Below are 25,887 nucleotides of genomic sequence, written 5' to 3'. Positions count from 1 at the left end.
ACAATTCCTGCTATTCTATTGGTGAGAGGGAGGTGACATAAATGGATTTGCTTGAAAAAATGAATGGAGCGTTAAACTTTATTGAAGAAAATCTTGATCATGAAATCGACTTTAAAGAAGTAGCGAGGCTTGCTCTTTGCTCAGAATATCATTTTAAAAGAATGTTTTCTTTCCTTGCAGGAGTTACGCTGTCGGAGTACATCCGCCGCAGACGCCTTACTCTTGCAGCATTTGAACTTAATAACAATCATACTCGGGTAATTGATGTTGCAATTAAATATGGCTACAACTCACCAGACTCTTTTACAAGAGCTTTTCAAAGCTTGCATGGTGTAACACCGTCAGAAGCCCGAAATAATGGTCAATCACTAAAAGCTTATCCACGAATGTCCTTCCAGTTATCTATTAAAGGAGGAATTGAAATGAACTATCGAATAGAAGAAAAAGAGGCATTTCGCATAGTGGGTATCAAGAAAAGAGTTCCATTGATCTACCATGGCGTTAATCCGGAGATTGCCTCTATGTGGGAAAATTTAAATCTTGAGACGATCAATGAACTTAAGAAACTTTCTAATGTCGAGCCTCTGGGACTTCTTAGCGCATCCACGAACTTTTCCGAAGGCCGACTTGAACATGGGGAGCTTGATCATTATATCGGTACAGCAACAACCCGTGAATGTCCTGATAACCTAACACAACTTGAAGTTTCTGCCTCAACATGGGCTGCATTCGAAGCCGTCGGACCATTTCCTGATACGCTGCAAAATGTCTGGGGACGCATTTATTCTGAATGGTTTCCATCCACAAGCTATGAACAATCAGAAGGGCCTGAAATCTTGTGGAACGAGTCAAAGGATATAACTTCACCAACTTTTAAGAGCGAAATATGGATACCGATATTGAAAAAGTAATACTAAAAACCTGACCGGTGTGACGGTCAGGTTTTCTTTGAAGTGGGAGGACCGTCCGGAAACCGGATGGTCCTTAAAGTTGGCATGAAACTATATTTGAAATGCTGACAATCTATACGCTGAGCAAAAATTGCATCACCTTGTCCTGGTAGCCAGGCAGACCTTCATGGCCGAAATCAGGGAAGATTTCGAGCCTTTTTGTTGCTGTAATCTTGTTAAAGGTCGCAAACTGCGTTGAAGGCGGACAAACTGTATCCATCAGGCCAACGCCCATAAGCACTTCCCCGCGGATGCGGTTGGCGAGATACTGGATGTCGATGTAGCCGAGCCGAGTGAAGATCTCGTCCTCGCGCTCATGCTGGGGATCGAAGTGACGGAAGAATGTCTTCAGCTCCGCATAGGCGTCCTTGGCTTGGTCCATCTCCCAGACACGGCGGTAGTCGCTGAGGAACGGGAACGTCGCCGCGGCACGCTTGATGCGCGGCTCCAACGCTGCGCAGGCGAGCGTCAGTGCTCCGCCTTGAGAGCCGCCCATGGCAACGACACGCTCAGGATCCACCTCCGGCAATCCGATCGCGATACCGGCCAACTGCGCCGTGTCCAGGAATATATGGCGGAACAGCAGATTGTCCGGGTGGTCGTCCAGCCCGCGGATGATATGCCCTTGGTGTGTATTACCCTTCACGCCGCCGGTATCTTCCGACTTGCCGCCTTGACCGCGGCAGTCCATCGAAAGGACGGAGAAGCCGAGAGAGACGTAGTTCAGCTTGTCCTGCCAGTCCCCTGCATGACCCGTATAGCCGTGGAACTGTACGACTGCTGGATGCGGCTCTTGCACATTCTTCGGACGCAAATATTTGGCATGGACGCGAGCTCCACGTACACCAGTGAAATAAAGATCAAAGCAATCAGCGGTCGGCACCTGAAAAGTGCTCGGGATCAGCTCAACCTGAGGATCAATCGCGCGCATCTCTTCCAGGGCGCGTTCCCAATATTCGTCGTGATCGCCCGGACGCGGGTTGATGCCTTGGTACGTTTTCAATTTCTCAAGCGGCATATCGACTAACGGCACAATAGTTCATCCTTTCGTCTTCCATGAATTGTGAATGTCACTTCCCATGTTAGCGCTATTAATGCGACTCTGTAAAGCAAAAAATGGGACGTAACAACAGGTTTAAGCCTCTTTTATAGACAGGGATCGAAAAGGTCTTCGATAAGAGCTTCAAACCTGGCAGCTATGGAAGAAACTGATCTCTGACTTCATACGGATCCGCCCTATTGTAGCTTTTTCGTACAAAAAGCTGTAAGATGTAGGGTGGACAATGCAACATTAGTCCCAGCTATAATTGAGAGGTTCTGAACATGCAGAGATATTTCATTAACCCCGATCAATTCACAGAAAACGAAGCTATTCTGACCGGTGATGATTCGCATCATTTGCAGAAGGTCATGCGTGCTCGAGTTGGTGAGCAGGTGATTTGCAGCAATGGACAAGGCAGAGAAGCGCTAGTTAAAATTACTGAAATGCAAGCTGGACTGGTGAGAGCAGCTATAATCGAAGAACTGCCTCTTCTAGCAGAGCCAGGCGTACAAGTATGGATTGCCCAGAGCCTGCCGAAAGGCGATAAATTAGAAACCGTGATCCAAAAAGGGACGGAGATTGGCGCCGTCCGCTTCATTCCTTTTTTGTCTGCAAGAACGGTTGTTCAGTACGATGAACGGAAAGAAGCGAAACGAGTAGACCGTTGGCGCAAGATTGCCAAGGAAGCGGCTGAACAAGCCCACCGCAATCGGATTCCTGAAGTGGATGCGCCAATCCCCTGGAAGCAGTTGCTGAAGCAGGCTGGCCTTGCTGATGCGGCGTTCTTTTGCTATGAGAAGGAGAATGGTCAGCATTTGCGGGCTGGACTGAGACACGCGTTTCCAGATCCCGCTGAAGCGAAGGGAAGAACCGTTCTGCTCGTAATTGGACCAGAGGGCGGGTTCACAGAACAGGAATTGCAGGAAGCCGAAGCAGCAGGCTGTGTTGCTGTCGGATTAGGAGCTAGAATTCTTCGCACGGAGACGGCCGGTATGGTCGGACTAACGTGTGTATTATATGAAACCGGAGAAATGGGAGGCTGACGAGATGTCTACAGTAGCGTTTCATACACTGGGCTGTAAAGTCAACTTTTACGATACAGAAGCGATCTGGCAATTGTTCAAGAATGACGGCTACGAGCAGGTTGATTTCGAGCAAACGGCGGATGTATATGTCATTAACACTTGCACAGTTACGAATACAGGTGATAAGAAAAGCAGGCAAATTATTCGCAGAGCGATTCGGCGGAATCCAGATGCAGTAGTCGCGGTAACTGGCTGTTATGCGCAAACTTCGCCAGCTGAACTGCTAGCTATACCTGGTGTTGATCTAGTAATTGGAACACAGGACCGAGATCGGATTCTTCCGCTGATTCGACAGTACGAGCAAGAGCGTCAACCGATCAATGCCGTGCGTAATATTATGAAAACACGAGAATTCGAGGAATTGGATGTGCCTCAGTTCGATGATCGCACGAGAGCGTTTCTGAAGATTCAAGAGGGCTGTAACAATTTTTGTACGTTCTGTATCATTCCTTGGTCGAGAGGCCTTATGCGAAGCCGTAAACCGGAAAGTGTGATCAGGCAGGCGCATATGCTTGTGGAAGCCGGGTATCAAGAAATCGTATTGACTGGTATTCATACAGGCGGCTATGGAGAAGATATGGAAGAATACGGATTGGCCGACCTTCTCTGGGATTTAGACAAGGTGGAGGGCTTGAAGCGAATTCGCATCAGCTCTATTGAAGCCAGTCAGATTAATGATCGAGTGATTGAGGTGCTCAATACTTCACCTAAAATGTGCAGACATTTGCATATTCCGCTTCAATCGGGCAATGACCAAGTACTATCCCGCATGCGGCGCAAATACACCACGGCTGAATTCGGTGAGAAGATCGAGAAGATTCACCAAGCGATGCCTGGCGCAGCGATCACGACCGACATTATTGTAGGCTTTCCGGGCGAGACTGAGGAAATGTTCCGAGAAGGGTTCTCCTTCATAGAACGAATGGGCTTCGCCGAAATGCATGTGTTCCCGTATTCCAAACGGACGGGTACACCAGCCGCGCGGATGGAAGATCAAGTTGACGATGAAGTGAAGAATGAACGCGTTCATGAGCTCATAGACTTATCAGAGCGGATGCAACTTCAATACGCAGAGAAATATGTGGGCAAAATGCTTGAAGTCATTCCTGAGCGTGTATACAAAGGAGCTCCGGACGGCGGTCTGATTATGGGATACTCGGACAACTATTTGAATGTCGTGTTTGCGGGTAATAAAGATATGATAGGCAAAGTATGCCAAGTGACGGTTACGGAGGCCGGCGTGAATGAGTGTCAGGGTGAGTTAGTCCAGGTATTGGATCGCTTGCCGGTTTCATCTCCTTCGGCTCATGCAGCTTCAACTCTTTTGCCAGTAAGTTAGGTAAGGCAATAACAGGAACACAGGCAGGATTTCGTTCTCTAGAGCATTAGGGGCGGAGTCCTTCTTGCATCTTGGAATTTTCGAAAGGAGAGGATTAGGATGAAAGAACTATCCGCAGGAGGCGTTGTTTTTCGCCGTTCAGGTGATGTTTTGGAGATTCAAATCATTCAGGACCGATACGGCAAAGTTACTTTGGCCAAGGGGAAGATGGAGCCAGGCGAAACAGAAGAACAGACTGCGCTGAGGGAGATTGAAGAGGAAACGGGCATTCGCGGACGGATTCACCAGGCGCTCGATGCTGTAACTTATCAATATACCCATCCGACCAAGGGACAAGTGGACAAAATCGTGCATTATTACCTGGTGCAAGCGATGGATGGAACTCATCAACCGCAGGTCGAGGAAATTCAATCTGTTGAATGGGTGTTGCCGGAAGAAGCTTGGCAGAGACAAAAACAGTTCGGATATTCCAACAATCATCAAGTACTTAGACGCGCTCTGCAACTACTAGGAAAAGAGGTAATCGAGGAATGACAGAACAGACAAAAGGACAAGGAACAATTGGGATTACAGAGCTGCCGCGTTATATTGACCATACTTTGCTTAAAGCGGATTCTGCTCTGCCTGCGGTTCATAAGCTATGCCGGGAAGCGGCTCAGTTCGGCTTCTACAGTGTGTGCGTGAACGGGTACTGGGTGCCTTTCTGTCGGGAGGAGCTTGCTGGTACTTCAGTCCAAATAAGCGCGGTTGTCGGATTCCCGCTTGGCGCTAATGCCTCAGTAGTCAAAGCATTCGAAGCGGCTCGGGCAGCCGAGCAAGGCGCCAGCGACATCGATATGGTGCTCGCTGTCGGTTTGCTTCTGGAGGGTAACCGAGCAGCGGTTCAAGCAGATATCCGCGAGGTCGTGAAGGCTGTGGAAGGGCAATCCATCGTAAAGGTGATTCTGGAGACGGGATTTCTTAACGACGCACAGAAGCGGGAGGCGTGCGAGCTTGCTGAGCAAGCTGGCGCGCATTTTGTGAAGACGTCCACCGGGTTTGGCCCTGGAGGGGCCACGGTGGACGATATTCGTTTGATGCGGGCGGCCGTGTCGCCGCGTGTGCAAGTGAAGGCGTCCGGCGGCGTACGCGACTGGGCGACAGCGCTTGCCATGATCGAGGCGGGCGCTACCCGTCTCGGAACCAGCTCCGGCGTCGCGCTTATGAGCGGTCCGGAGGGGACTTCGGCTTCGCCTGCCAGTTACTGATGGCAGGCAGGTAACACAGCGGCAGCGCGATGAGCGAGCAGGCGATGTTGAAGAGCGTCTGCGCATGAGCGATTTGCCCGGAGGGCGAGTCGCTCAGGAGTGCCGACGCTTGGTGCAGCAGCGACAGCAGCGGCAGGAAGAGCAAGGCGCCGCCCAAGTTGAGCGTGATATGCGCCCACGCCACGAAGCGGCCGCTGCGGCTGCCTCCGATGCTGGCGATCAGTGCGGTGGCGCAAGTCCCGACGTTCGCGCCCAGTACGATAGCGATGCCGAGTTCCACCGGCACCGCTTGCACTGCGGCAAGCCCCATCGTCATGGCTATGACTGCGGTGCTGCTATGGATCAGCGCGGTTATGGCCGCGCCGGCTACTACACCCCAGAGCAGGCTGCGCTGCGACTGCTCCACGAACCAGGCGAACAGTCCGCGCGACTGCAGTTCGGGCACGATCGTCTGCATCACCTCGACGCCAAGCATGACAGCGGCGAAGCCGCACGTAGCAAGCGACAAGCACCTTACGCTGTGCAGCCAACGCCGCACTCGGAACACGCGAATCGGGACAAGCGCCAGCGTCAGGAGCCAGACCGCTGCTGCGCCGAGCAAGACAGGCAAAGCCAGCTTTGTAAGATTCAGACCGATTAGCTCAGTCGTTAGACACGTCCCGATATTCGTCCCTAGGATAATGCCTAGCGTTCGAGGGAACGTCATAAGGCCGGCATTTACTAGTCCGATACATATAACCGTAATGGCGCTGCTGCTCTGGAGCACCGCGGTCACTCCTGTTCCGACCAACATGCCGCGAACAGGCGTGCGAGTGAATCGCTCGATGATGCGGGTCAAATAGGGACCAGCCCATTGGTGGAGCGCAAGTTCCATCACTTTCATGCCAATCAGAAATACGCCTAGTCCGATCAATAGAGGAAATATAATGTGTAGAAGCATAGAGTCCAGGTCTCCTTTAACAGTCTCCTTGCATGGTTGTGCAGGGTGTAGGGTCAATAGGAAGCTATATCTATGTAAGAATATGTGTGGAGAGGGACGGGCATGACAAGCAATTGTGTCAGCTTGATAACCTGAGGGGGCAAACATGACTAACGTAGTCTTAGATCGCAAAAGAAAAAAAAGAATCGAACAAGGCCATCCATGGATTTTTCAGAATGAAGTAGAGCGTATCGACGGCGAATATCAACCAGGGGACCTTGTTCAGGTAGTGACCCATCAAGGGCAGTTTCTGGCTACAGGGTACATAAATCCAAATTCGCAGATTGCTGTAAGAATTGTGTCCTATGCGCCGCTTGAGCAAATGGATCAATCGTTCTTCGCGGGACGACTGCGTCAGGCTGCCGAGCATCGATTGCGTTTTGTCCATGATACAGATGCCTTTCGGTTAGTGTTTGGGGAAGCAGATTTCTTGCCAGGTCTGGTGGTGGACAAATATTCAGATATTCTGGTCATCCAGATATTATCACTTGGTATGGACATTCACAGGGAAGAGATCGTAGCCGCTTTGGTGGAAGTATTCCAGCCTCAAGGCATATACGAGCGAAGTGATGTTCCTGTCCGGCGTTTGGAAGGATTGGAGCTGCGAACGGGCATCTTATATGGGGATTGTCCCCGTCATGTGCGCATTCAAGAGAATGGGCTTCACTTGGAAGTCGATATAGTAGAAGGGCAGAAGACCGGATATTTCTTCGATCAACGCGAGAATCGAGCATCTCTCTCCAAGCTGATGAAAGGTTGGGGACGCAGAAGCGGAATCGAGCTGCGTACGGTGGAAGCAGAGGGAGACAAGCCTGCAAGAACCGCTCCTTTCAACGCGAACGGCAAAGAAGTAACATTTCCGTATTGGGATGGGGCAACCGTTCTGGAGTGCTTCTCTCACACGGGCAGCTTCACCTTGCATGCTTGTCAGTATGGAGCGAAGAAGGTAACTTGCCTGGACATCTCCGAGCATGCTGTTGATAATGCAAGACGGAATGTGGCGTTGAATGGTTTTGAGGAACGTGTGGAGTTTGTTGTCGCGGATGCGTTCGACTATTTGCGTGATCAGGTACGCGGACTGGATGAACGCCGCAAGAGAGGGGAAGTCTCGGCGTCGGTTTCTCCTGGTAGTGGTCTCGTTGCTGGTACTAATGCCGCTGTGGCAAAAACACAAAAAGTAGATACATCCAAACCTATGGCGGCCCAAGGACGTACTTGGGATGTAGTGATTCTAGATCCTCCCGCATTCGCCAAATCCAAAGGCTCGATAGAATCAGCCTGTCGTGGATATAAGGATATTAATCTGCATGCAATGAAGCTGGTGAATGAAGGCGGCTATCTGGTAACGGCCAGCTGCTCGTATCACGTTCGTCCAGAGTTGTTTCTTGAGACCATTCATGCAGCTGCTGCAGATGCGAACAAAATAGTGAGGCTCATTGAGTTCACTGGAGCGGGCAAGGATCACCCTCATATTCTAGGTGTAGATGAAGGGGATTATTTGAAGTTTGCGGTATTGGAAGTGCGTTCGCGTTCGATCTAATCAGGGGATATTTTCGCTCAGGCAAAAAGTGTATATAGAGAAATAAAACAACCGCATTCCCTCCCTTCTCATACGAAGGCAAGAATGCGGTTGTTTTTATTCTGGCATACTTTCGTGCATAGAGCAGCAATTACTTAACAAGCTCATCGATTCTGCGCAATTCCTCTTCGGTAAAGGCGAGGTTGTTCAGTGCAGCCACATTCTCATCAATCTGGGAAGAACGGCTTGCTCCGATTAAGGCTGAAGTCACCCGGCCGCCTCTTAACACCCACGCCAAGGACATTTGTGCTAACGACTGTCCGCGATCCGCAGCTATTTCATTTAGTGATCGAATGACATTAAGCTTCTCTTCGGTAATATCCTTGCTTTTCAGAAAACCGCTTGGCTTCGAGGCTCTGGAATCCTCCGGTATACCCGTCAAGTACTTATTTGTCAGCAAGCCTTGAGCCAAGGGGCAAAATGCGATACTGCCGATCCCTTCTTGGTCCAATACATCCTGCAGGCCGCCTTCGATCCATCGATTAATGATAGAGTAGCTCGGCTGATGAATGAGCAGAGGAGTACCCAGCCGCTTCATAATAGCTGATGCTTGGGCTGTTTGTTCGGCGCTGTAAGAGGAAATTCCTACATACAGAGCCTTTCCTTGACGCACAAGCTGATCTAATGCAGCCATTGTTTCTTCTAGCGGAGTCTCAGGATCAGGACGATGAGAATAGAAAATGTCTACATACTCTAGTCCCATACGTTTCAGGCTTTGATCAAGACTTGCCACAATATACTTTTTGGAGCCCCACTCGCCGTAAGGACCCGGCCACATCAAGTAACCGGCTTTTGTTGAGATAATCATCTCATCTCTGTAAGCACGCAGGTCTGCAGCAAGGATACGTCCAAAATGCTCTTCCGCTGATCCCGGGGGAGGACCATAATTGTTAGCCAAGTCGAAATGAGTGATACCAAGATCGAAAGCTCTGGTCAGCATGTCGCGCATATTATCCTGACGGTCAACACCGCCAAAATTATGCCAAAGCCCGAGTGAAATGGCAGGAAGCTTGAGCCCGGACTTTCCGCATCGGTTGTATTTCATTGAATCGTATCGGGTTGATAAAGGGAAATATGCCACTATGTCAGCCTCCTAATCAATAATCGTGCATGCATTCGTCCTCATCATATCTATTTACCTTTGTCGAAGCAAGTACGAAACGAACAATGATTCTTTTAAATCGTATGATCACGGAGCGAGGAAATCAGGAAAAAACGATTCTCATAAGAACTCTCCCTGCTTAAATGGTATGAGATTTGGTATGCTATTAAAGTCGCTCTTTGGCACAAAAAAAGGTATACCAAATATTAGCAGTCGTGTATAATGGGAAAATACTCAATAAATGGAACGTATGTTCCGAATGGACCGGGGTGTTAATATGAATTTTGTATCAAAGTTATCATGGTTTTTCAAAGAACGGTGGATGCACTACTCCTTATCGATTGTCACCATTATCCTTGTGAATTTGATCAGTATAGTTCCTCCCAAGATGCTTGGATCAGTGATCGACTCCATACGATCGGGAACACTTACAGCACCTGATTTGACCACAACGATTATGACCTTAATAGGACTGGCCTTATTCGTGTATGTATTGAATTTCATCTGGGTCAATACCTTATTCGGGAATTCCGCCGTACTTGAGACGAGTCTTAGATCGAAGCTATTCCAACATTTAATGAGGATGACACCTTCTTTCTTCCACCGCAACCGTACAGGTGATTTGATGGCATTAGCGACCAATGATGTGCTTGCCATAAGTCAGACGGCAGGGTTCGGAGTGCTGACACTCATCAGTACACTTGTCGGAACGACAGTTGTTCTAGTGACGATGGTTGTATTAATTGATGTTAAACTTATGCTTGCTGCTTTGTTGCCGCTGCCTTTCCTGGCACTTGCCATTAACATTCTCGGGAAAAGAATGCGTTTCAAGTTTGTGGATGCTCAAGCGTCCTTTGGGCGCATGAATGATCATGCCTTGGAATCGATCTCCGGACTTCGTGTGTTACGTTCTTACGTGCAGGAAGGAAAGGATATGGAAGCATTTGATCGCGTAACCCAGGATGTTATGGAGAAGAATCGGAAGGTTGCGTTCATTAACTCCTTATTCCAACCGATTATATCTACTATTGTGGGCGTCAGCTATTCAATTGGTATAGGCTACGGTTCATATCTGGTCTTTCATAATGAACTTACTTTAGGGCAGCTCGTATCGTTTAATATTTATTTAGGTATGTTGATATGGCCTATGATCTCTTTTGGGGAGTTTATTAATATTTTGCAACGGGGAAGCGCCTCGGCAGATCGGATGTATGCCTCTTTCGGACAACAGGCAGATGTACGCGAATCAAGTGACCCTGTTCAAGTTGAGGTTCCGACTTCGATCGAGTTCCGGGATTTGACCTTCCGATACCCCTCAGCTTCTGTTGATAGTCTGAAGGATGTTTCATTCCGACTGCAGAGCGGAGAGACCCTTGGTATCGTCGGGCGAACGGGCAGCGGCAAGAGCACCTTGTTGAAGCAATTATTAAGGCAATATCCTGTTGACGAACAAAAGGTTCTGATTTCGGGCATCCCAGTCGAACGCATCTCCCTGGATCGGGTGAAAGGTTGGATTGGTTATGTGGCGCAAGAGCATCTCCTGCTCTCTAAGAGCATTCGCGATAATATCGCACTAGGGAAGCATGATGCAAGCCGTGATGAGCTGGATAAAGTAGTAGCAATGGCGTCCTTTACAGAAGATATCGCTCAGATGAAGGAAGGGCTGGAGACCGTCATCGGGGAGTATGGTGTTATGTTATCAGGCGGTCAGAAGCAACGAGTCGGCATATCCAGAGCTTTACTTGTTAATCCTGAGATACTCATTCTGGATGACGCTTTGTCAGCCGTGGATGCAAGGACCGAGAATCGGATTATCGGCAATATTCGCAGCGAACGGGCAGGAAAGACGACCTTGATAGCGACGCATCGTCTATCCGCCGTTCATCATGCTCATTTAATCCTTGTATTGGATGAAGGGCGAATTATAGAACGCGGTACTCATGAGCAATTGATGGCTCTAGGCGGCTGGTACAAAGAACAATATGAACGCCAGCAAATGGAATCATCGCTCATGAATGAACTGGAGAAGGAGTGAGGGCTGTGGAAGATCTGAAGGAGTCAGTGGGTAAGAAATCGGTTATTAATCGATTGGTCAATTATGCACTGTTATATAAAGGCAGAATTTCACTGGCCTTGTTCATTCTCGTAATAGCTGTGGGGACTCAGCTTGCAGGTCCGTATATCGCCAAAGTTATTATCGATAAACACATATTAGCGATAGAAAAGCCATGGTATCAGTTAGGAATCGATCAAGTTCCAGCGGATGCGAAATCCGTTGATTTTCAAGGTAAAGCCTACATTAGAGAAGATTGGATCGACCAGGCGCAGTTGCCTACCGGGACACCTTCTGTCTCTATCAAGCAACGAGAATCTTCCTTTCTCATGACTAATGTTCCTGGCGGGGCGGAAATTCCCCTGAGCTCTCAAGACGTAATGGACTTCTACGAAGAGGATATTAACCCTATCCTAATGTTAATCGGATTGTACTTAGTCTTGCTTGTTGTATCGGGGGGACTGACATTCACTCAGTCTTATATGCTTCAGTCCGCAGCGCTTCATATCATTAAGCGGATGAGGATGGATGTAATGAAGCAGGTTCATCGTATTCCAGTCCGGTATTTCGATAATACTCCTATTGGTCAGGTCGTATCCCGAATTGCTAATGATACAGAAGCGATTCGAGATCTGTTTATGAGCTTTATGGCGACCTTCGTAGTTAGCGGGGTTAATCTAATCGGGATATTCGTAGCAATTGCGATACTCGATCTTAAGCTGGCTCTGATCGCGCTGTTGCTTGTTCCTTTTTTCTACATCGTCATGCGGGTGCATCTCAAATATGCCAAGGGCTATGTGAAGGTAATGCGAGCCCGACTAAGTGATATGAATGCGATGTTGAACGAGACGATTAATGTAATGCCGATTATTCAAGCTTTTCGCAGGGAGAAAGGGCGGATCGGGGAATTTGAAGCACTTAATAATGAGCGTTACGTCAATATGCGCAAGCAGTTCCTGCTCTACTCCTTATCTGCAAGGAACATTGTTGGGTTAGTAGGGAGCTTGTCCACTGCGTTAGTTTTATGGTATTTTGGCGGGTTATCTCTGGAATCTTCGATTTCTTTCGGTGTTTTATACGCATTTATTGATTATTTGGGAAGGGTATTCCAGCCGATTATTGGGATATTCGATCAATTAACGAATGCCCAGAGAGCTTTTGTATCAGCTGAACGGGTATTTGCGTTGTTAGATCAAGAAGGGGTCGATGTCGAGGACCAGCCTCAACAGAAGCGCCCTAATGGCCATGTGAAATTCGATCATGTATCTTTTGCCTATAAGGGTGAGGAATACGTTCTGAATGACATCTCTTTTGAAGCCAAGCAAGGGGAAACGATCGCACTAGTAGGTCATACCGGATCAGGAAAAAGCTCCATTATGAACTTGCTCCTGGGCTTCTACGAACCGACACTTGGAAGTATTTCCATAGACGGAATTGATATCAAGCAACTGTCCAAGCAAGAGCTCAGACAGCATATGGGAATTGTTCTTCAAGATCCATTCCTGTTCACGGGGGACATTGGGTTCAATGTCGGATTATATAATCAGGCCATTGATCAGTCTGCAATACGCAAAGCGCTGCGTGATGTTGGCGCAGAGAACTTCGTAGATCAGCTCCCGGGAGGTCTGAAGGAGCCTGTAGTGGAGCGTGGGAATACGTTGTCTGCTGGTCAGCGACAATTGATCTCATTTGCTCGCGCACTCGCCTTTAATCCAGCCATTCTTATCCTGGATGAAGCAACAGCCAGTATTGACAGTGAGACAGAGGGTGTCATTCAAAAAGCATTGCATGTGCTTAGAGAAGGCCGTACAACCTTCGTAATTGCTCATAGATTATCTACGATTCGTGATGCAGACCGCATTCTCGTGTTGCATCGAGGGGAAATTGTAGAGAGCGGTAATCATGATCAACTCATGGAGCTTCAGGGACGCTATTATAAGATGTACCAACTGCAAAAGGGTGTCGCATCAACAGACGGTGCCGTTAGTATTGCTGCACAAACGCTATAGGATAGATTCCCAATATTACCCCATTGAACCCTCAGTAGTTGCATGGAAACAATCGTTTAGCGCATATAACAACGTTAACAGAGAGAAAGGGATGGTGATTGACACCATCCCTTTCTTTTCAAGTCGCGCAACCTGGAGCACCTATTCTCAGTCTCGTGAACACTCACCTGTACTCAACATTCAAAAGTGAGGGCATTCCCTAGTTAAAACCTTTACAACCAAATCTGAACTTGCTCTCGAATGCTATTTTCTGCAAGGCGTCCCTTTTGTAGAATTGGTGTAGGGACGGAGAGATTGTACTTTATGATTTGCTGATTAATGCGGTTTATATCATCCGTTACATCTTGTTGTCCGAGATTCATTCGTTCGATCAGCAGCAGTATTTGTTTGCGTATTTCGTGCTGTAATTCCAGCCAAGGAGGCAGAACGTTTGCATTTTTCAGCATAGAGTTTAGAGGATCTCCTCCTTTAACAACTACAGGCTTTCCTTTGTTGTCCAGGTTATCCATTCCGCCATTCTGAACACATTCACGAAATGCATCGTCTAGCCAGGTATTCATGTTACGTGCTCTCACAATAGTCTGGGCAGCATCTTCGTTGACTAGTGAAGGTGAAGGTGCTGAGTTTCCACCCTTACTTGTTTCCGTTGCTACAACTACTGTTTTTGTGCTGCCATCTTTCTTCCGAAACCACTTCAGTTGCATGCGAATCCCCATCCCTTCAGCATGTTAACCCTTTCATTACCAATTATAGTATTCAGAATGTATTGGTGTTCGGTATAATAGCGAGAAAATTGTGACAATTCGATGAGGGTTTTGTGTCATACAACAGATAGGAATCATGAACATAATCAATCATCAAATTAACGAAATGAATGACAGAATTAGAAGCGTATGTTACACTTAATGTATAAAAGAAATCGATTACTATTTCATTTAGTTTAGAGAAATTTCATTTATCCCATAATGGAGGTCACAATCATGAACGTACAAGTGAAGGAGACTGCTGAACAATTAGGCACGGAGGCAGCTAACAAGGCGGCTGTTATTATTCGCGATAGAATAAAACAGCAGGGCTATGCAAGAATTGTGCTTTCCACAGGTGCATCGCAGTTCACATTTCTGGAAGCCCTTAAGGAACAAGAAGTCGATTGGAGCAAGGTAGAAATGTTCCACCTCGATGAATATGTAGACTTACCTGAAACACATCCGGCCAGCTTTCGCAAATATTTGAAGGAGCGGTTTTTGTCCTATGCGCCGGTAGCCAAAGCTCATTTGGTTAATGGTGAAGGGGATGTGGCCTCTCATATCGAACAACTATCAGCAGAAATTCGCAAAGCTCCCATTGATCTCGCCTTAATTGGAATTGGTGAGAATGCTCATATTGCCTTTAACGATCCGCCGGCTGACTTCGATTCATTGGACGCTTATAAAGTAGTCGAGCTGGACGATGCTTGTAAGGCCCAACAAGTACGTGAAGGCTGGTTCGCATCTCTCGATGAGGTACCTAAGCAAGCTATTACCATGACCGTTCAGCAAATATTGAGCAGTCAAACCATCATTTCTTGTGTACCGCATCAAGTGAAAGCAGAAGCCATTAAGAAATCACTTGAATCTGGTGTAACAAATCTGGTACCAGCCTCGATCCTAAAAACACATTCGGATTGGTGGCTGTATCTGGATGCGAATTCGGCATCGGGCATTAAACAAAATAACTAGTAATATACAACAACCCCGGTAGTCATTAGGCTGCCGGGGTTGTTGTACGTGACGCTCCAAAGAAAGGATTGTGGTATACTTATATAATAGAATCAGAAGTCCGTATCTTGAAACGGGTCGGAAATTTAATAGATGGTGGTTGTAAAAATGACAAAAAGAGTAACCATTCACGATATTGCCAGAATGGCAGAGGTATCCTCAGCAACCGTTTCGCGCGTATTAAGCAGCAGCACCTATCCTGTGAGCGAAAAACTTCGGAATAAAATCCAACAGCTGGCTGAGGAAATGAACTACATTCCTAATATGATCGGAAAACAACTAAAGACAGACCGAAATATGACACTAGGGGTCATCATTCCATCCATAAGCAATCCTTTTTATGCGTCCGTAATGCTAGGGGTAGAGGAAATTGCCCGAAAAAGCGGTTATCATGTCCTTCTTTGCAACTCGTTGCAAGATGGCAAGCTAGAGGAAGGGTATCTGCAAACCTTATTCGAGAAACAGGTAAAGGGTGTCATTATCTCCTCGATCTCAGGCAATAAGAAACTTATGAATCATTTAATTAGTCTAGGACTTCATCTTGTTGTAATTGATCAGAAGATCGATCTCTCAGATGTGTTACAGATCGAATTTGACTATCGGCAGGGCGGCCATATGGCTGCCGATTATTTGCTGCAGCAAGGACATCGCCGAATCGGTTATGTGACCGCGCCATTTGACAGGCCTAGCCGCATTAATATTTATCAAGGATTCATGGAGGCAATCCATGAGTCGGGTACCCCGTTCAACGAAGATTATTTGCAAGTATCTTCTGTTGAGAAGGGTCTCTATGACGGGATATTCGAGTTTGAGAATGGCAAAGCGCTCACTTGTAACTTACTGCAGCTGCCCGAGCCGCCAACCGCGATTTTTGCATGCAATGATTTGACGGCATTCGGAGTGATCAATGAATTGAACGCTCACGGCTTAAGGGTACCCGACGATATATCGGTTATGGGATTCGACAATATTGAGTTTAGCCAAATGATTACTCCATCACTTACAACGATCAAGCAACCGGATTATGAGATGGGCAAGCTTGCATGCAATATGTTGTTGGAGAAGCTACAGGATGGGAGCAGCCAAGAGGTGGAGGTTATGCTGCAACCGAAGTTAATCGTGCGTAACTCCGTCCGACAACTCGGCTGAAATAGGACAATATGACTTCCAAACGTTTATTAAAAAATAGATTTTTTTACTTTGTAGCTGTGTTGCTCTGTCTGTTCTACGCTTATATCATGATTCAACTCCTGTTTAACAGAGGCAGCAGTGCTTTTTACCCTACATATCGGTATAATCTAATTCCATTTAAGACCATTTCTAATTACATCGTGAATTTCTCACGCTTTAATTTTGAGACCTGGTTTAAAAACCTGTTCGGTAATATCGTAATGTTCATTCCGATTGGAGTATTTGCCCCTTTACTGAATAAAAGATATCTTAGATTTTTCCCCTTCCTAGGGTTTACATTTCTCATTCTTACAGCAGTGGAGACGATTCAATTAATATCACGTGTCGGAAGCTTTGATGTGGATGATCTGATTCTGAATCTGTTCGGAGCCATAATTGGCTACCTATTCCTAAGAGGGCTTATTAAATAAACCGATTCAGGGAGGAGTACCCATGCCTTTTCCAATGGTTCATCTAGCTGTTTCCGTGCAATTATTCGAGCTGGTAAAGATGGAGCCAAACGCAGATTTCCTTCTGGGCAGCCTCTCACCAGACAGTATACATATGCGCACTGGAGCCACAAAGGAAGCAAAGAGCACAACGCATTTGAGGCTGCTCCCTCTAAATATAGTACCTGATGGATTTGATAAACAGAGTCAGTTTAAAGCATTTATAGATGCGAATGATACAGGGGAGCTGTCTCGCAGAGCTTTTCTGTACGGCTATATCTCCCATATCCTCACAGATCTCTACTGGTTGCATTCCTTGCATAGGGTGTTCCGTGATCGAATTCCAGATGGAATGTCCGCGCAGGATAAAAAGAAGCTTTATACCCTGGAGCGATCACAGCTCGATTATAACTTGTATAATAATGCGGAATGGTCCGCTTCGATTTGCAGCCTGGTTATGAGTGGGCAAGGTTTTGATCTATCTGAGCAGATGTTAACGGCCCAAGAGATTTCGGGCTGGAGAGATCAGGTAATTCTAGCCTTTACCCAGCAACCGAAGCCTTATATCGTAACCCAATATATTACAGTGGACGAAGTAGAAGGTTTTGTAAGGGACGCAGCCGATCGATTAGTCAATGACTTCAGCATGATGGGAATTGATCTATCGCTCTAACCCTATTTTGTTGATGTTTCATGCCGAACAAGGGGAGAATGCCACAGATGTACAAATATACAATATGTTTCATTAAGCAAGGTACCAAGCTGCTGATGCTGAATCGGGTGAAAGCCCCGACAATGGGGTTATGGAACGGTGTCGGCGGTAAACTGGAGCTCGGTGAGACTCCGCTAGAATGTGTGATTAGAGAGGCACTCGAGGAAACTGGAATTGTGATAGAAGAGCCTAGCTACAAAGGCATTGTCACTTGGGAGATTGATGAATCCCATACAGGCGGGATGTATGCTTATGTTGCTGAACTATCTGAGGAATACATATATCCCACTCCACGCATGATTCCGGAAGGCATACTCGATTGGAAAGAAATAGACTGGGTAATGGCCGAAGGTAATCATGGTGTGGGTGAGCTAATCCCCCGGTATTTGCCATTGATGCTTAGCAGTGAAGCTATCTATGAGCATAAATGTAAGCTTGTGAACAGGAAGTTAGTAGAGTATGAGACTAGGATGTAAGCTTGTGAACAGGAAGTTAGTAGAGTATGAGACTAGGGAACCCTTACTCTCTTCGGATGTCCTTACACACGCCAACTGAAATCATACGTCAAAGAACTCTGGAGGAATTTTTCACAAGAGTTTTTAATATAGAGCACCTAAGTAGATGAGAGATCTTTAAAAATATAATCAAAAGAATCCAAGTACAACAGCGATTGTAGCCCATTTTTCTGACCTCCCAAGCGTCTAACTGAACTCATCCGTCAAGGACCTCGGAGTAATCTTTCCAGAGGTTTTTTAATAATTCATTCTTTTTCCAAAAGCAAGAGTTGCCCAAATATGATAGAATAGTTAAAAAGAGAACACTTGTTTGTTAGGAGGCTTACATGGCGATTCGATATATAATCGGTCGAGCAGGAAGCGGGAAAACCCGTCGATGTCTGGATGAAATACGGAATAAGCTTGTTCAAGCGCCAGAAGGCGATCCCATTCTATTACTGGTCCCGGAGCAGGCAACCTTTCAAGCAGAAGCCGCATTAGTAGCAACTCCTGAATTAGGCGGTTTGATCCGAGCACAAGTGCTCAGCTTCCGTCGACTGGCGTTCCGTGTGATGCAAGAAACGGGTGGAATGGCTCGAATACATATAGATGATAGCGGTAAGGCGATGCTTCTGCATCGGATATTGCAGCAGCATAAGGATGAATTGCGTATTTTCAGCGGATCTGCGGAAAAGGCAGGTTTTATTGAGAATCTAAACACATTGTTCACGGAGTTCAGACGCTATGGAGTTGATGAAGCGAAGCTTACGCAACACGTGCGCAAGCAAACCAGTTTAGAGCATACTTCTGCATCAACAGCAGATAAGCTCCATGATATACGAATGATTTATGCCCACTTCGAACAAGTATTGGTACAACAATACGTCGATTCCGAGGACTACCTTACTTTGCTTGCAGAGCAAGTGGGGGATACAGGGTTCATGTCGCGTGCGGAGATTTGGATCGATGGGTTTCACGGTTTTACCCCTCAGGAATATCGGGTGCTTGAACAGTTGATGCGTCATTGCCGAAGCGTGACTATAACCAATTGCGGAGAGCGGGATTATGAGGCCTCTGAAGAACCGGACGAGCTTGATCTGTTCAATCCTACGGCAAGGACTCTGATCAGGCTCAAGCAATTGGCGGAGCAAATGGGAGTTGAGCAAGAAAGTGTTCATATCCTGAACGCTGATCCAGCCATCAGGTTCAAACACAGTCCCATGCTTGCCTATTTGGAAGCGAGCTTTGGTAACCGTACTGCACCGCCATTCTCGAATTCTGTAGGTGAATACGTGGATGTTTCCATTCAGAGTGCTGTTAATCGCAGGGCAGAAGCAGAGGGTCTGGCCCGCGAGATGATCCGTCAAGTGAGGGAACGGGGCTACAGATGGCGTGATATGGCTGTACTTGTTCGCAATATGGAGCAGTATAGAGACCTACTGGCTACAACATTTACGGATCATGGCATTCCTATTTTTTTCGATCAGAAAAGGTCCCTACTACATCATCCGTTATCTGAGCTAATCCGTTCGTCCTTAGAGGTAGTGAGCGGTAATTGGCGGCATGATGCGGTGTTCCGTTGTGTCAAGACCGATCTTTTGCTACCGCACGAAAAGTCCGATCAAAAGCCCTATGCGTTGGGACTACTAAGGGGTGGGATGAATCAGCTCGAGAACGTGGTATTGGCGTTCGGAATTCAGGGATATCGCTGGAAGGAGGCGAGGCGGTGGGAGCCTGCTATGCGATCTTCACTCGAAGATAATGGAATAACTCCTGCACCTGACGAGCCACTTACGGAGCTGCTTCATTACTGCCGAGGGTTGATTGTACATCCGTTATCCTCACTGGAGCAATCACTCAAGAAGGCTGACTCTGTCCGAGATATGGCGCAGGGGTTATACATGTTCCTGGCCGACCTGCAGTTAGCGGAGAAACTGGAGCTGCAATCTCAGTCTTATATAGAAGCAGGCAATCCGGAAGCTGCAAAAGAGAATGGTCAAATATGGGACAGTGTTATGGATCTATTAGATCAGATTGTAGAAATGCTTGGGGATGAAAAGCTAACCATATCGATGTTCTCTGAACTGATCGAAACGGGACTCGACCAGATCAAACTCGCGCTCATCCCGCCTGCTTTGGATCAAGTGCTTATTGGCAGCATGGACAGAACAAGGTCCAGCCGGATTAAAAGAGTGTACATATTAGGTGTTAATGACGGGGTCATGCCAGCAAAGCTGAACGAGGATGGATTGTTAACGGAGGCAGAACGGGAACGGTTTATCGAAGGCGGCATGGAGATGGCCGACGGAAGCAAAAGGAAGCTGCTGGATGAACAGTTTCTCATTTATACTGCGCTAACAACTCCTAGCCATCATCTATGGATCAGTTATCCTCTTGCCGATGAAGAAGGAAAGTCATTGCTGCCTTCAGAGGTTGTCAAACGATTGCGCAGGATGTTCCCTATGGCCGCGGAGCAGATGCTGCTCTCAGAGCCGGCAACGGGTGCTTCAGATGATGAAACTTTGGAATTCATAGCTCAACCAGACCGAGTCCTGTCGATGCTGAGCGTCCAACTTCGTGAATGGATCAAAGGTAAGACAATCACGAATGTATGGTGGGAAGCCTACAATTGGTTCGCGGGGCAATCTGCTTGGAAAGAGAAGCTCGAACGGGCATTGCGTTCCCTGCTATACACGAATCATGAGCATTCCTTAACGGTCCCGGTCAGCCGAGCCCTATATGGAGAAAGACTGCGAGCGAGTGTATCACGAATGGAGAAGTTCGTTGCATGCCCGTTCTCGCAATTTGCTTCGCATGGACTTCGATTGGCCGAGCGACGTATATATAGACTTGAAGCGCCTGATATCGGGCAACTATTCCATGCTGCATTAAGCAGAGTAGCAATGCGGCTGCAGCAAGAAGGTGCTGCATGGTCGGCTCTGACAACGGAGCAATGCTTTGCACTGGCATCGATGGCCGTGGATGAGCTTGCCCCCCGCTTACAAGCCGAAATATTATTAAGCTCTAACCGACATCGTTATATTGCCCGTAAGCTTAAACAGATCGTAGGACGTGCTTCTGCTGTATTAGGGGAGCATTCCAGGCACGGATCGTTTGTACCGATAGGATTAGAGTTAGGATTCGGACCTGGTCAAACACTGCCTCCACTCGAATTTCATCTGGATAACGGCTGCACGATGGAGATTATTGGTCGAATTGACCGCGTGGATCAAGCTTTCGGTGATCGCGGGATGCTGCTTCGCGTTATTGATTACAAATCCAGTCCAACCGACCTTAAACTAACCGACGTGTTCTACGGTATGTCATTACAAATGCTCACTTATCTGGATGTTGTAATCACACATGCCGAGCAATGGTTGGGCCGTAAAGCCAAGCCGGCCGGGGTCCTATATTTCCATGTTCATAATCCGATGCTGCAGCGCAAAAATGTGCTGACTGTAGATCAAGCGGAGAAAGAACTATTGAAACGGTTCAAAATGCGCGGTCTTGTTCTGGATGATGCAGATACCGTCCAGCTTATGGATAGCAGACTTCGAGAGCAAAGCGGGTATTCCAACCTGATTCCGGTAGCAATGAAAACAGATGGAAGCTTCTATAAAAGCTCATCACTTGCTACAGAAGAGCAATGGAATGGACTGAGAGGTTACGTACGCAATGTCATCAAAGACATTGGAAGTCAGATTACAGACGGGCATGTAGACATTCGTCCTTATCGTATGGGTCCCAAGTTAGCCTGCACGTTCTGCCCATACAAGCCGGTTTGCAGATTCGAGCCCAATGCAGAGATGCAGTCATATAATCGATTGCAGGTCATCCCCAAAGAACAGGTTTGGCAGGCAGTTGAGGCTAGCCGCATGGACAATTGAAATCTAAGTACAAGATTGAGGAGACTTTATAATGAATGCAGATAGTGAAAAAAAACTTGCAGATTTTGTCTCCGCAACTGGTCTTGGGGACAAGCCTGTTGGCAGTAAGTGGACGGATGGACAGTGGGAAGCGATCCGCACACGCGGGAGCAATGTGTTAGTAGCTGCTGCTGCTGGATCAGGTAAAACAGCGGTGTTAGTGGAAAGAATTATACGCAAGATCACAGACGAGCACCATCCCATTGATGTCGATCAATTATTGGTCGCCACGTTCACGAATGCCGCAGCAGGAGAGATGCGCCAGCGCATTCGTGAAGCTCTGGAGAAGGAGCTGCTGCATCATTCACAGTCTGTGCATTTGCGCAAACAGATTTCACTCATTCATCGGGCTTCCATAACGACCTTACATTCCTTTTGTTTGGAAATTGTTCGCCGTTATTTCTCGCGTGTTCAGCTAGATCCGTCCTTTCGCATTGCTAACGAGACGGAAGCTGAGCTAATGCGGCAAGATATTTTATCTGAGCTGTTGGAAGAGCAATATGGGGTAAGCGAGGAGAACAGTCCGTTCTGGGAACTGGTCGACTGGTTTGGCGGGGAACGAGGAGATGAAGCGATCTCCAGATTCATACAGAACTTGTATGACTTTTCTCGAAGTCACCCTTGGCCAGAGCATTGGTTAGATGAAGTAGTTGCTGCCTTCGATCCCGCGGACTCCACTTCATCCTCACAATCAGGGTTTGAGCAGTGGCAAGCAAGTCTGATCGGAGATGTTCTATTAGAGCTAAGAGGAGTTCGCGGATTAATTCAAGAAGCATTACATCTATCGGAGAGCTCTGGAGGGCCAACAGCTTATATCGATAACTTAAGAGCCGATCTGTTAGTCGTTACTGAATTATTGAATGCTGCTGGTATGTCGTGGGATTTGTTGTATGACCGGTTCCAAACGGCAGGGTTCGGCAAGCTGAATGCAAGCAAGGGCAATGATGTGGACAAGGAGCTTCAGGAGCGGGTTAAGAAGCTGCGGGAACAGGCCAAGAAACAACTGTATACCTTGCAGGAAGAATTATTCCAACGCACACCTGAGCAATACAAGGCGGAATTGGCTGCAATGGCTCCAATTATGGCCAAATTGACAGAGATCGTTATTGCTTTTGGGGTGCGGTTCAGAGAGCAGAAGGCCGCTCGCGGACTCGTTGACTTTGCTGATCTGGAACATTACTGCTTGAGTATACTTAGACATCCCGACTCTACTCCTGAGCATTCGATTCCGTCTGACGCGGCTGTTCAATACCGACAACAGTTCGAGGAAGTATTGCTGGACGAGTATCAGGATACGAATATGGTACAGGAAGCTATAGTGGACTTACTGTCCAAGGAAGCGCCTGGTAATCGATTCATGGTTGGCGATGTGAAGCAGAGTATTTACAGGTTTCGATTGGCTGAGCCAGGGTTATTCCTGCACAAATATAAGATATACCAGAACAATCCCGGGGGGCTCGGACAGCGCATAGATCTCGCGCGAAACTTCCGAAGTCGTCAAGAGGTAGTCGACGGGGTTAACTTCCTGTTCAAACAGTTAATGAGTGTTACGGTTGCAGAGATGGATTATGATGAAGCAGCCCAGCTCGTGTGCGGCGCCGCCTATCCGCCCAGTCCGAATGATTGTTCCATAGAAGTGCTTCTAGTGGATAAAACAGGAGCTGGGAATGGAGCTGAAGCATCTGATGCGGATGGTGAGGATGAGGACGATAACAATCAGACTGGTGATGCAACAACAGATCGTGCTGAGCAAGAAGAGCAAGCGGAGACGGCTCAACTGGAAGCAAGACTTATTGCGGCTACAATACATAAGCTTCGCGGCGAGACGGGCGAGCAGCCTTTTCAAGTGTACGACCGTGAGTCTGGCGGGTATCGTAAAGTTGAATATCGGGATATCGTCATCCTGCTGCGCTCTCCTTCGAACTGGTCTGCCGTTCTGATGGAGGAGTTAAGATTAGGGGGAGTACCTGTGTATGCTGACTTGAACAGCGGCTATTTCACAGCTACTGAAGTAGAGACCCTTCTATCCTTGCTCAAAGTTATTGATAATCCTTATCAGGATATCCCGCTTGCAGGCGTGCTTCGTTCTCCGATTGTCCAATTAACAGCTAACGAGCTTGCGCAGGTTCGGTTATCCAAACGCAACAGCCCCTATTATGAAGCTGTGCTTGCCTGCGTATCTGCAGAGGAAAGCCCGGGGGGGAGCGCTACGAGTGGCGGCTCTGCCGATGAGGTTGATCTGTTGGATCACGAAGCTCTTGAGAAGCTGCGCGGTAAGCTAACCTCATTCCTGTACAGACTCAGCGGATGGCAGGAGGCTGCACGCCAAGGGTCATTGGCGGACCTTATATGGTCATTATTCCGGGATACGGGATTCTATGATTATGTCGGGGGGTTGCCTGGGGGACTGCAAAGACAAGCCAACCTACGCGCCCTGTATGACCGTGCTCGACAATATGAGGCTACCTCTTTCAGAGGACTGTATCGATTCTTGCGATTCATTGAGCGGATGCAGGACAATGGCGGCGATCTGGGAACGGCGAGAGCATTAGGTGAACAGGAAGATGTCGTTCGAATCATGTCCATTCACAAAAGCAAGGGTCTGGAGTTCCCGGTCGTATTTGTTGCTGCGTTGGGTAAAAGATTCAACATGATGGATTTAACCGGTTCATTCCTTATGCACAAGCAGCTGGGCTTCGGACCCAAATATGTCGATACCTCTTTGCGTGTAAGCTATCCGACTCTGCCTTTGTTAGCGATTCGTAAGCGGATGAGGATGGAGATGCTTGCTGAGGAGCTTCGTGTGCTGTATGTGGCACTGACTCGGCCTAAGGAAAAGCTTTTCCTGCTAGGTACACTCCCAACGCTTGACAAGCATGTTCAAAAATGGGGAGCTCTAGCGGAATATAAGGAATGGGCGCTGCCTGACTATGAGGTGGCCAAAGCCCGTTGTTTCCTGGATTGGCTAGGTCCTGCGCTGATACGGCATCCTCATGCCCAGACATTGCGGTCCTGGGGCCAATTGCCAGAATCCATTAGCAGGGGGCCATCCATTATGGAGGAAGAATCCTCCAACTGGTCTATAGGTGTCATAGGGACGGCAACCTTGACACAAGCAGCAGCAGCTATCGAAGCAAGGTTCGCGGATAATCGAATGGAAGCAATAGGTCAACTTGAGCCTGTTGATGATATAGAGAGTGTCCACAGGGAGCAACTGAACAAAAGATTGAGCTGGAGCAATCCTCACGAGAGCCTGTCCAAGCTGTTCTCCAAAACATCGGTAACCGAGTTGAAACGATTGGCGGACCCGCACAGGGACCAGGATGAAGAAGGAGAACCAGCTGTCATTTGGCTTCCGAAGGCAGCCTCCGAACAATCGGTTGGTCCTGGCAGTGAAGCGCGTCAAGTTCAGCATTCCCTCGGTAAGAGACCGAAGTTCATGGAGCAGAGGAAGATGAATGCAGCTGAGCGCGGCACAGTCTATCATGCCATCATGCAGCATGTTCCGCTTCATAATGCGATGATGACAAAAGATATTATCATTGCCACGATGGATCGTATGGTCAACCGTCAGATGATTACACAAGAACAGCGCGGTCAAGCAGATGCGGATATCTTGTTACAGTTCTTCACTTCACCTTTAGGCGAGAGAATTTTGCGTGCGCCGCATGTTAATCGCGAGGTCCCGTTCAGCTATGGACTTAGGGCTGGCGATGTTTATTCGGGTATCGAGGAAACCAGTCAAGAAGAGATGATATTGATTCAAGGGGTCATTGATTGTCTGTTCGAAGAGAATGGAGAGCTAGTGCTGCTAGATTACAAAACCGATGCGATACTTGGAGATGGCTTAGCCAATGTGGTGGAGCGATATCGCCTTCAAGTGGAACTGTATGCTCATGCGATTGAACAGATATGGAAGCGTCCTGTGAAAGAGAAAATGTTGTACTTTTTTGACGGATCCCACACAGTCGAGTTGTAGGTTAAGGAGTGAAAA

Annotated in this window: 19 protein-coding genes; 15 read left to right on the top strand and 4 right to left on the bottom strand. The window is 47.6% G+C overall.

Annotation, left to right across the window (positions count from 1 at the left end):
• Positions 1 to 41: 41 nt before the first annotated feature.
• On the top strand, positions 42 to 911 hold the full coding sequence (locus tag AC58QD_RS13050; protein ID WP_497333801.1) for an AraC family transcriptional regulator: 870 nt from the start codon (positions 42 to 44) through the stop codon (positions 909 to 911).
• Between the two features lie 112 nt (positions 912 to 1,023).
• Here the strand turns inward: AC58QD_RS13050 and AC58QD_RS13045 are convergent, their stop codons facing one another.
• Positions 1,024 to 1,983, bottom strand: coding sequence for an alpha/beta fold hydrolase (locus AC58QD_RS13045; RefSeq protein WP_497333799.1), 960 nt, complete (start codon positions 1,981 to 1,983; stop codon positions 1,024 to 1,026).
• Between the two features lie 290 nt (positions 1,984 to 2,273).
• Between AC58QD_RS13045 and AC58QD_RS13040 the strand changes: the two genes are divergently transcribed.
• The 4 genes from AC58QD_RS13040 (at position 2,274) to deoC (ending at position 5,663) form a co-directional block, all read left to right on the top strand.
• Entirely contained in the window at positions 2,274 to 3,035 is a 762-nt protein-coding gene (locus tag AC58QD_RS13040) for an RsmE family RNA methyltransferase (RefSeq protein ID WP_497333797.1), read from the top strand.
• 4 nt (positions 3,036 to 3,039) lie between these two features.
• Positions 3,040 to 4,416, top strand: a complete 1,377-nt coding sequence (mtaB, locus tag AC58QD_RS13035; RefSeq protein WP_497333795.1) for a tRNA (N(6)-L-threonylcarbamoyladenosine(37)-C(2))-methylthiotransferase MtaB — start codon at positions 3,040 to 3,042, stop codon at positions 4,414 to 4,416.
• Positions 4,417 to 4,515: 99 nt separating this feature from the next.
• A complete protein-coding gene (locus AC58QD_RS13030; RefSeq protein WP_497333793.1) occupies positions 4,516 to 4,950 on the top strand; it encodes an NUDIX hydrolase in 435 nt (144 codons plus the stop codon).
• Complete coding sequence (gene deoC / locus AC58QD_RS13025) at positions 4,947 to 5,663, top strand: deoxyribose-phosphate aldolase (RefSeq protein ID WP_497333791.1); 717 nt, start codon at positions 4,947 to 4,949, stop codon at positions 5,661 to 5,663. Before AC58QD_RS13030 ends, deoC begins: the two co-directional genes overlap by 4 nt.
• Here the strand turns inward: deoC and AC58QD_RS13020 are convergent.
• Positions 5,617 to 6,603 (bottom strand): Na/Pi cotransporter family protein, encoded by a 987-nt coding sequence (locus AC58QD_RS13020; RefSeq protein WP_497333982.1) that lies wholly within the window; start codon positions 6,601 to 6,603, stop codon positions 5,617 to 5,619. The genes deoC and AC58QD_RS13020 overlap by 47 nt on opposite strands.
• A 145-nt stretch (positions 6,604 to 6,748) precedes the next feature.
• Here AC58QD_RS13020 and AC58QD_RS13015 point away from each other — a divergent pair, with 145 nt between their 5' ends.
• Entirely contained in the window at positions 6,749 to 8,182 is a 1,434-nt protein-coding gene (locus tag AC58QD_RS13015; protein WP_497333789.1) for a class I SAM-dependent rRNA methyltransferase, read from the top strand.
• A gap of 130 nt (positions 8,183 to 8,312) precedes the next feature.
• Here the strand turns inward: AC58QD_RS13015 and mgrA are convergent, their stop codons facing one another.
• Positions 8,313 to 9,302, bottom strand: a complete 990-nt coding sequence (gene mgrA, locus AC58QD_RS13010) for an L-glyceraldehyde 3-phosphate reductase (RefSeq protein ID WP_497333787.1) — start codon at positions 9,300 to 9,302, stop codon at positions 8,313 to 8,315.
• A 298-nt stretch (positions 9,303 to 9,600) separates the two neighbouring features.
• Between mgrA and AC58QD_RS13005 the strand changes: the two genes are divergently transcribed.
• A complete protein-coding gene (locus AC58QD_RS13005; RefSeq protein WP_497333785.1) occupies positions 9,601 to 11,358 on the top strand; it encodes an ABC transporter ATP-binding protein in 1,758 nt (585 codons plus the stop codon).
• A gap of 5 nt (positions 11,359 to 11,363) precedes the next feature.
• Positions 11,364 to 13,385: an ABC transporter ATP-binding protein gene (locus tag AC58QD_RS13000; RefSeq protein ID WP_497333783.1), complete on the top strand. Its 2,022-nt coding sequence runs from the start codon at positions 11,364 to 11,366 to the stop codon at positions 13,383 to 13,385.
• Between the two features lie 212 nt (positions 13,386 to 13,597).
• Here AC58QD_RS13000 and AC58QD_RS12995 read toward each other — a convergent pair whose 3' ends face one another.
• Positions 13,598 to 14,089, bottom strand: a complete 492-nt coding sequence (locus AC58QD_RS12995; protein WP_497333781.1) for a DnaJ family domain-containing protein — start codon at positions 14,087 to 14,089, stop codon at positions 13,598 to 13,600.
• A 276-nt stretch (positions 14,090 to 14,365) separates the two neighbouring features.
• On the opposite strand from AC58QD_RS12995, the gene AC58QD_RS12990 reads away from it, so the two are divergent.
• From AC58QD_RS12990 to addA, 7 genes are all read left to right on the top strand, one after another.
• Positions 14,366 to 15,103, top strand: coding sequence for a glucosamine-6-phosphate deaminase (locus AC58QD_RS12990; RefSeq protein ID WP_497333779.1), 738 nt, complete (start codon positions 14,366 to 14,368; stop codon positions 15,101 to 15,103).
• 147 nt (positions 15,104 to 15,250) lie between these two features.
• A complete protein-coding gene (locus tag AC58QD_RS12985; protein WP_497333777.1) occupies positions 15,251 to 16,291 on the top strand; it encodes a LacI family DNA-binding transcriptional regulator in 1,041 nt (346 codons plus the stop codon).
• An 11-nt stretch (positions 16,292 to 16,302) separates the two neighbouring features.
• Positions 16,303 to 16,743 (top strand): VanZ family protein, encoded by a 441-nt coding sequence (locus AC58QD_RS12980; protein ID WP_497333775.1) that lies wholly within the window; start codon positions 16,303 to 16,305, stop codon positions 16,741 to 16,743.
• 22 nt (positions 16,744 to 16,765) lie between these two features.
• Entirely contained in the window at positions 16,766 to 17,434 is a 669-nt protein-coding gene (locus tag AC58QD_RS12975) for a zinc dependent phospholipase C family protein (protein ID WP_497333773.1), read from the top strand.
• A 47-nt stretch (positions 17,435 to 17,481) separates the two neighbouring features.
• Positions 17,482 to 17,949: an NUDIX hydrolase gene (locus AC58QD_RS12970; protein ID WP_497333771.1), complete on the top strand. Its 468-nt coding sequence runs from the start codon at positions 17,482 to 17,484 to the stop codon at positions 17,947 to 17,949.
• A gap of 365 nt (positions 17,950 to 18,314) precedes the next feature.
• Entirely contained in the window at positions 18,315 to 21,854 is a 3,540-nt protein-coding gene (addB, locus tag AC58QD_RS12965; protein ID WP_497333769.1) for a helicase-exonuclease AddAB subunit AddB, read from the top strand.
• Between the two features lie 31 nt (positions 21,855 to 21,885).
• Positions 21,886 to 25,872, top strand: coding sequence for a helicase-exonuclease AddAB subunit AddA (addA, locus tag AC58QD_RS12960; RefSeq protein WP_497333767.1), 3,987 nt, complete (start codon positions 21,886 to 21,888; stop codon positions 25,870 to 25,872).
• Positions 25,873 to 25,887: the final 15 nt, after the last annotated feature.

It is taken from the genome of Paenibacillus sp. J2R1T-4 (assembly GCF_059692235.1).
Note: the sequence above shows the minus strand (reverse complement) of the source record. Positions and strands in the feature narration are given on the sequence as shown.

Coding starts and splice junctions, on each gene's coding strand:
- AC58QD_RS13050 (WP_497333801.1), top strand. CDS start 42: ATGGATTTGCTTGAAAAAATGAATGGAGCGTTAAACTTTATTGAAGAA.
- AC58QD_RS13040 (WP_497333797.1), top strand. CDS start 2,274: ATGCAGAGATATTTCATTAACCCCGATCAATTCACAGAAAACGAAGCT.
- mtaB (WP_497333795.1), top strand. CDS start 3,040: ATGTCTACAGTAGCGTTTCATACACTGGGCTGTAAAGTCAACTTTTAC.
- AC58QD_RS13030 (WP_497333793.1), top strand. CDS start 4,516: ATGAAAGAACTATCCGCAGGAGGCGTTGTTTTTCGCCGTTCAGGTGAT.
- deoC (WP_497333791.1), top strand. CDS start 4,947: ATGACAGAACAGACAAAAGGACAAGGAACAATTGGGATTACAGAGCTG.
- AC58QD_RS13020 (WP_497333982.1), bottom strand. CDS start 6,603: ATGCTTCTACACATTATATTTCCTCTATTGATCGGACTAGGCGTATTT.
- AC58QD_RS13015 (WP_497333789.1), top strand. CDS start 6,749: ATGACTAACGTAGTCTTAGATCGCAAAAGAAAAAAAAGAATCGAACAA.
- AC58QD_RS13005 (WP_497333785.1), top strand. CDS start 9,601: ATGAATTTTGTATCAAAGTTATCATGGTTTTTCAAAGAACGGTGGATG.
- AC58QD_RS12995 (WP_497333781.1), bottom strand. CDS start 14,089: ATGCAACTGAAGTGGTTTCGGAAGAAAGATGGCAGCACAAAAACAGTA.
- AC58QD_RS12990 (WP_497333779.1), top strand. CDS start 14,366: ATGAACGTACAAGTGAAGGAGACTGCTGAACAATTAGGCACGGAGGCA.
- AC58QD_RS12985 (WP_497333777.1), top strand. CDS start 15,251: ATGACAAAAAGAGTAACCATTCACGATATTGCCAGAATGGCAGAGGTA.
- AC58QD_RS12980 (WP_497333775.1), top strand. CDS start 16,303: ATGACTTCCAAACGTTTATTAAAAAATAGATTTTTTTACTTTGTAGCT.
- AC58QD_RS12975 (WP_497333773.1), top strand. CDS start 16,766: ATGCCTTTTCCAATGGTTCATCTAGCTGTTTCCGTGCAATTATTCGAG.
- AC58QD_RS12970 (WP_497333771.1), top strand. CDS start 17,482: ATGTACAAATATACAATATGTTTCATTAAGCAAGGTACCAAGCTGCTG.
- addB (WP_497333769.1), top strand. CDS start 18,315: ATGGCGATTCGATATATAATCGGTCGAGCAGGAAGCGGGAAAACCCGT.
- addA (WP_497333767.1), top strand. CDS start 21,886: ATGAATGCAGATAGTGAAAAAAAACTTGCAGATTTTGTCTCCGCAACT.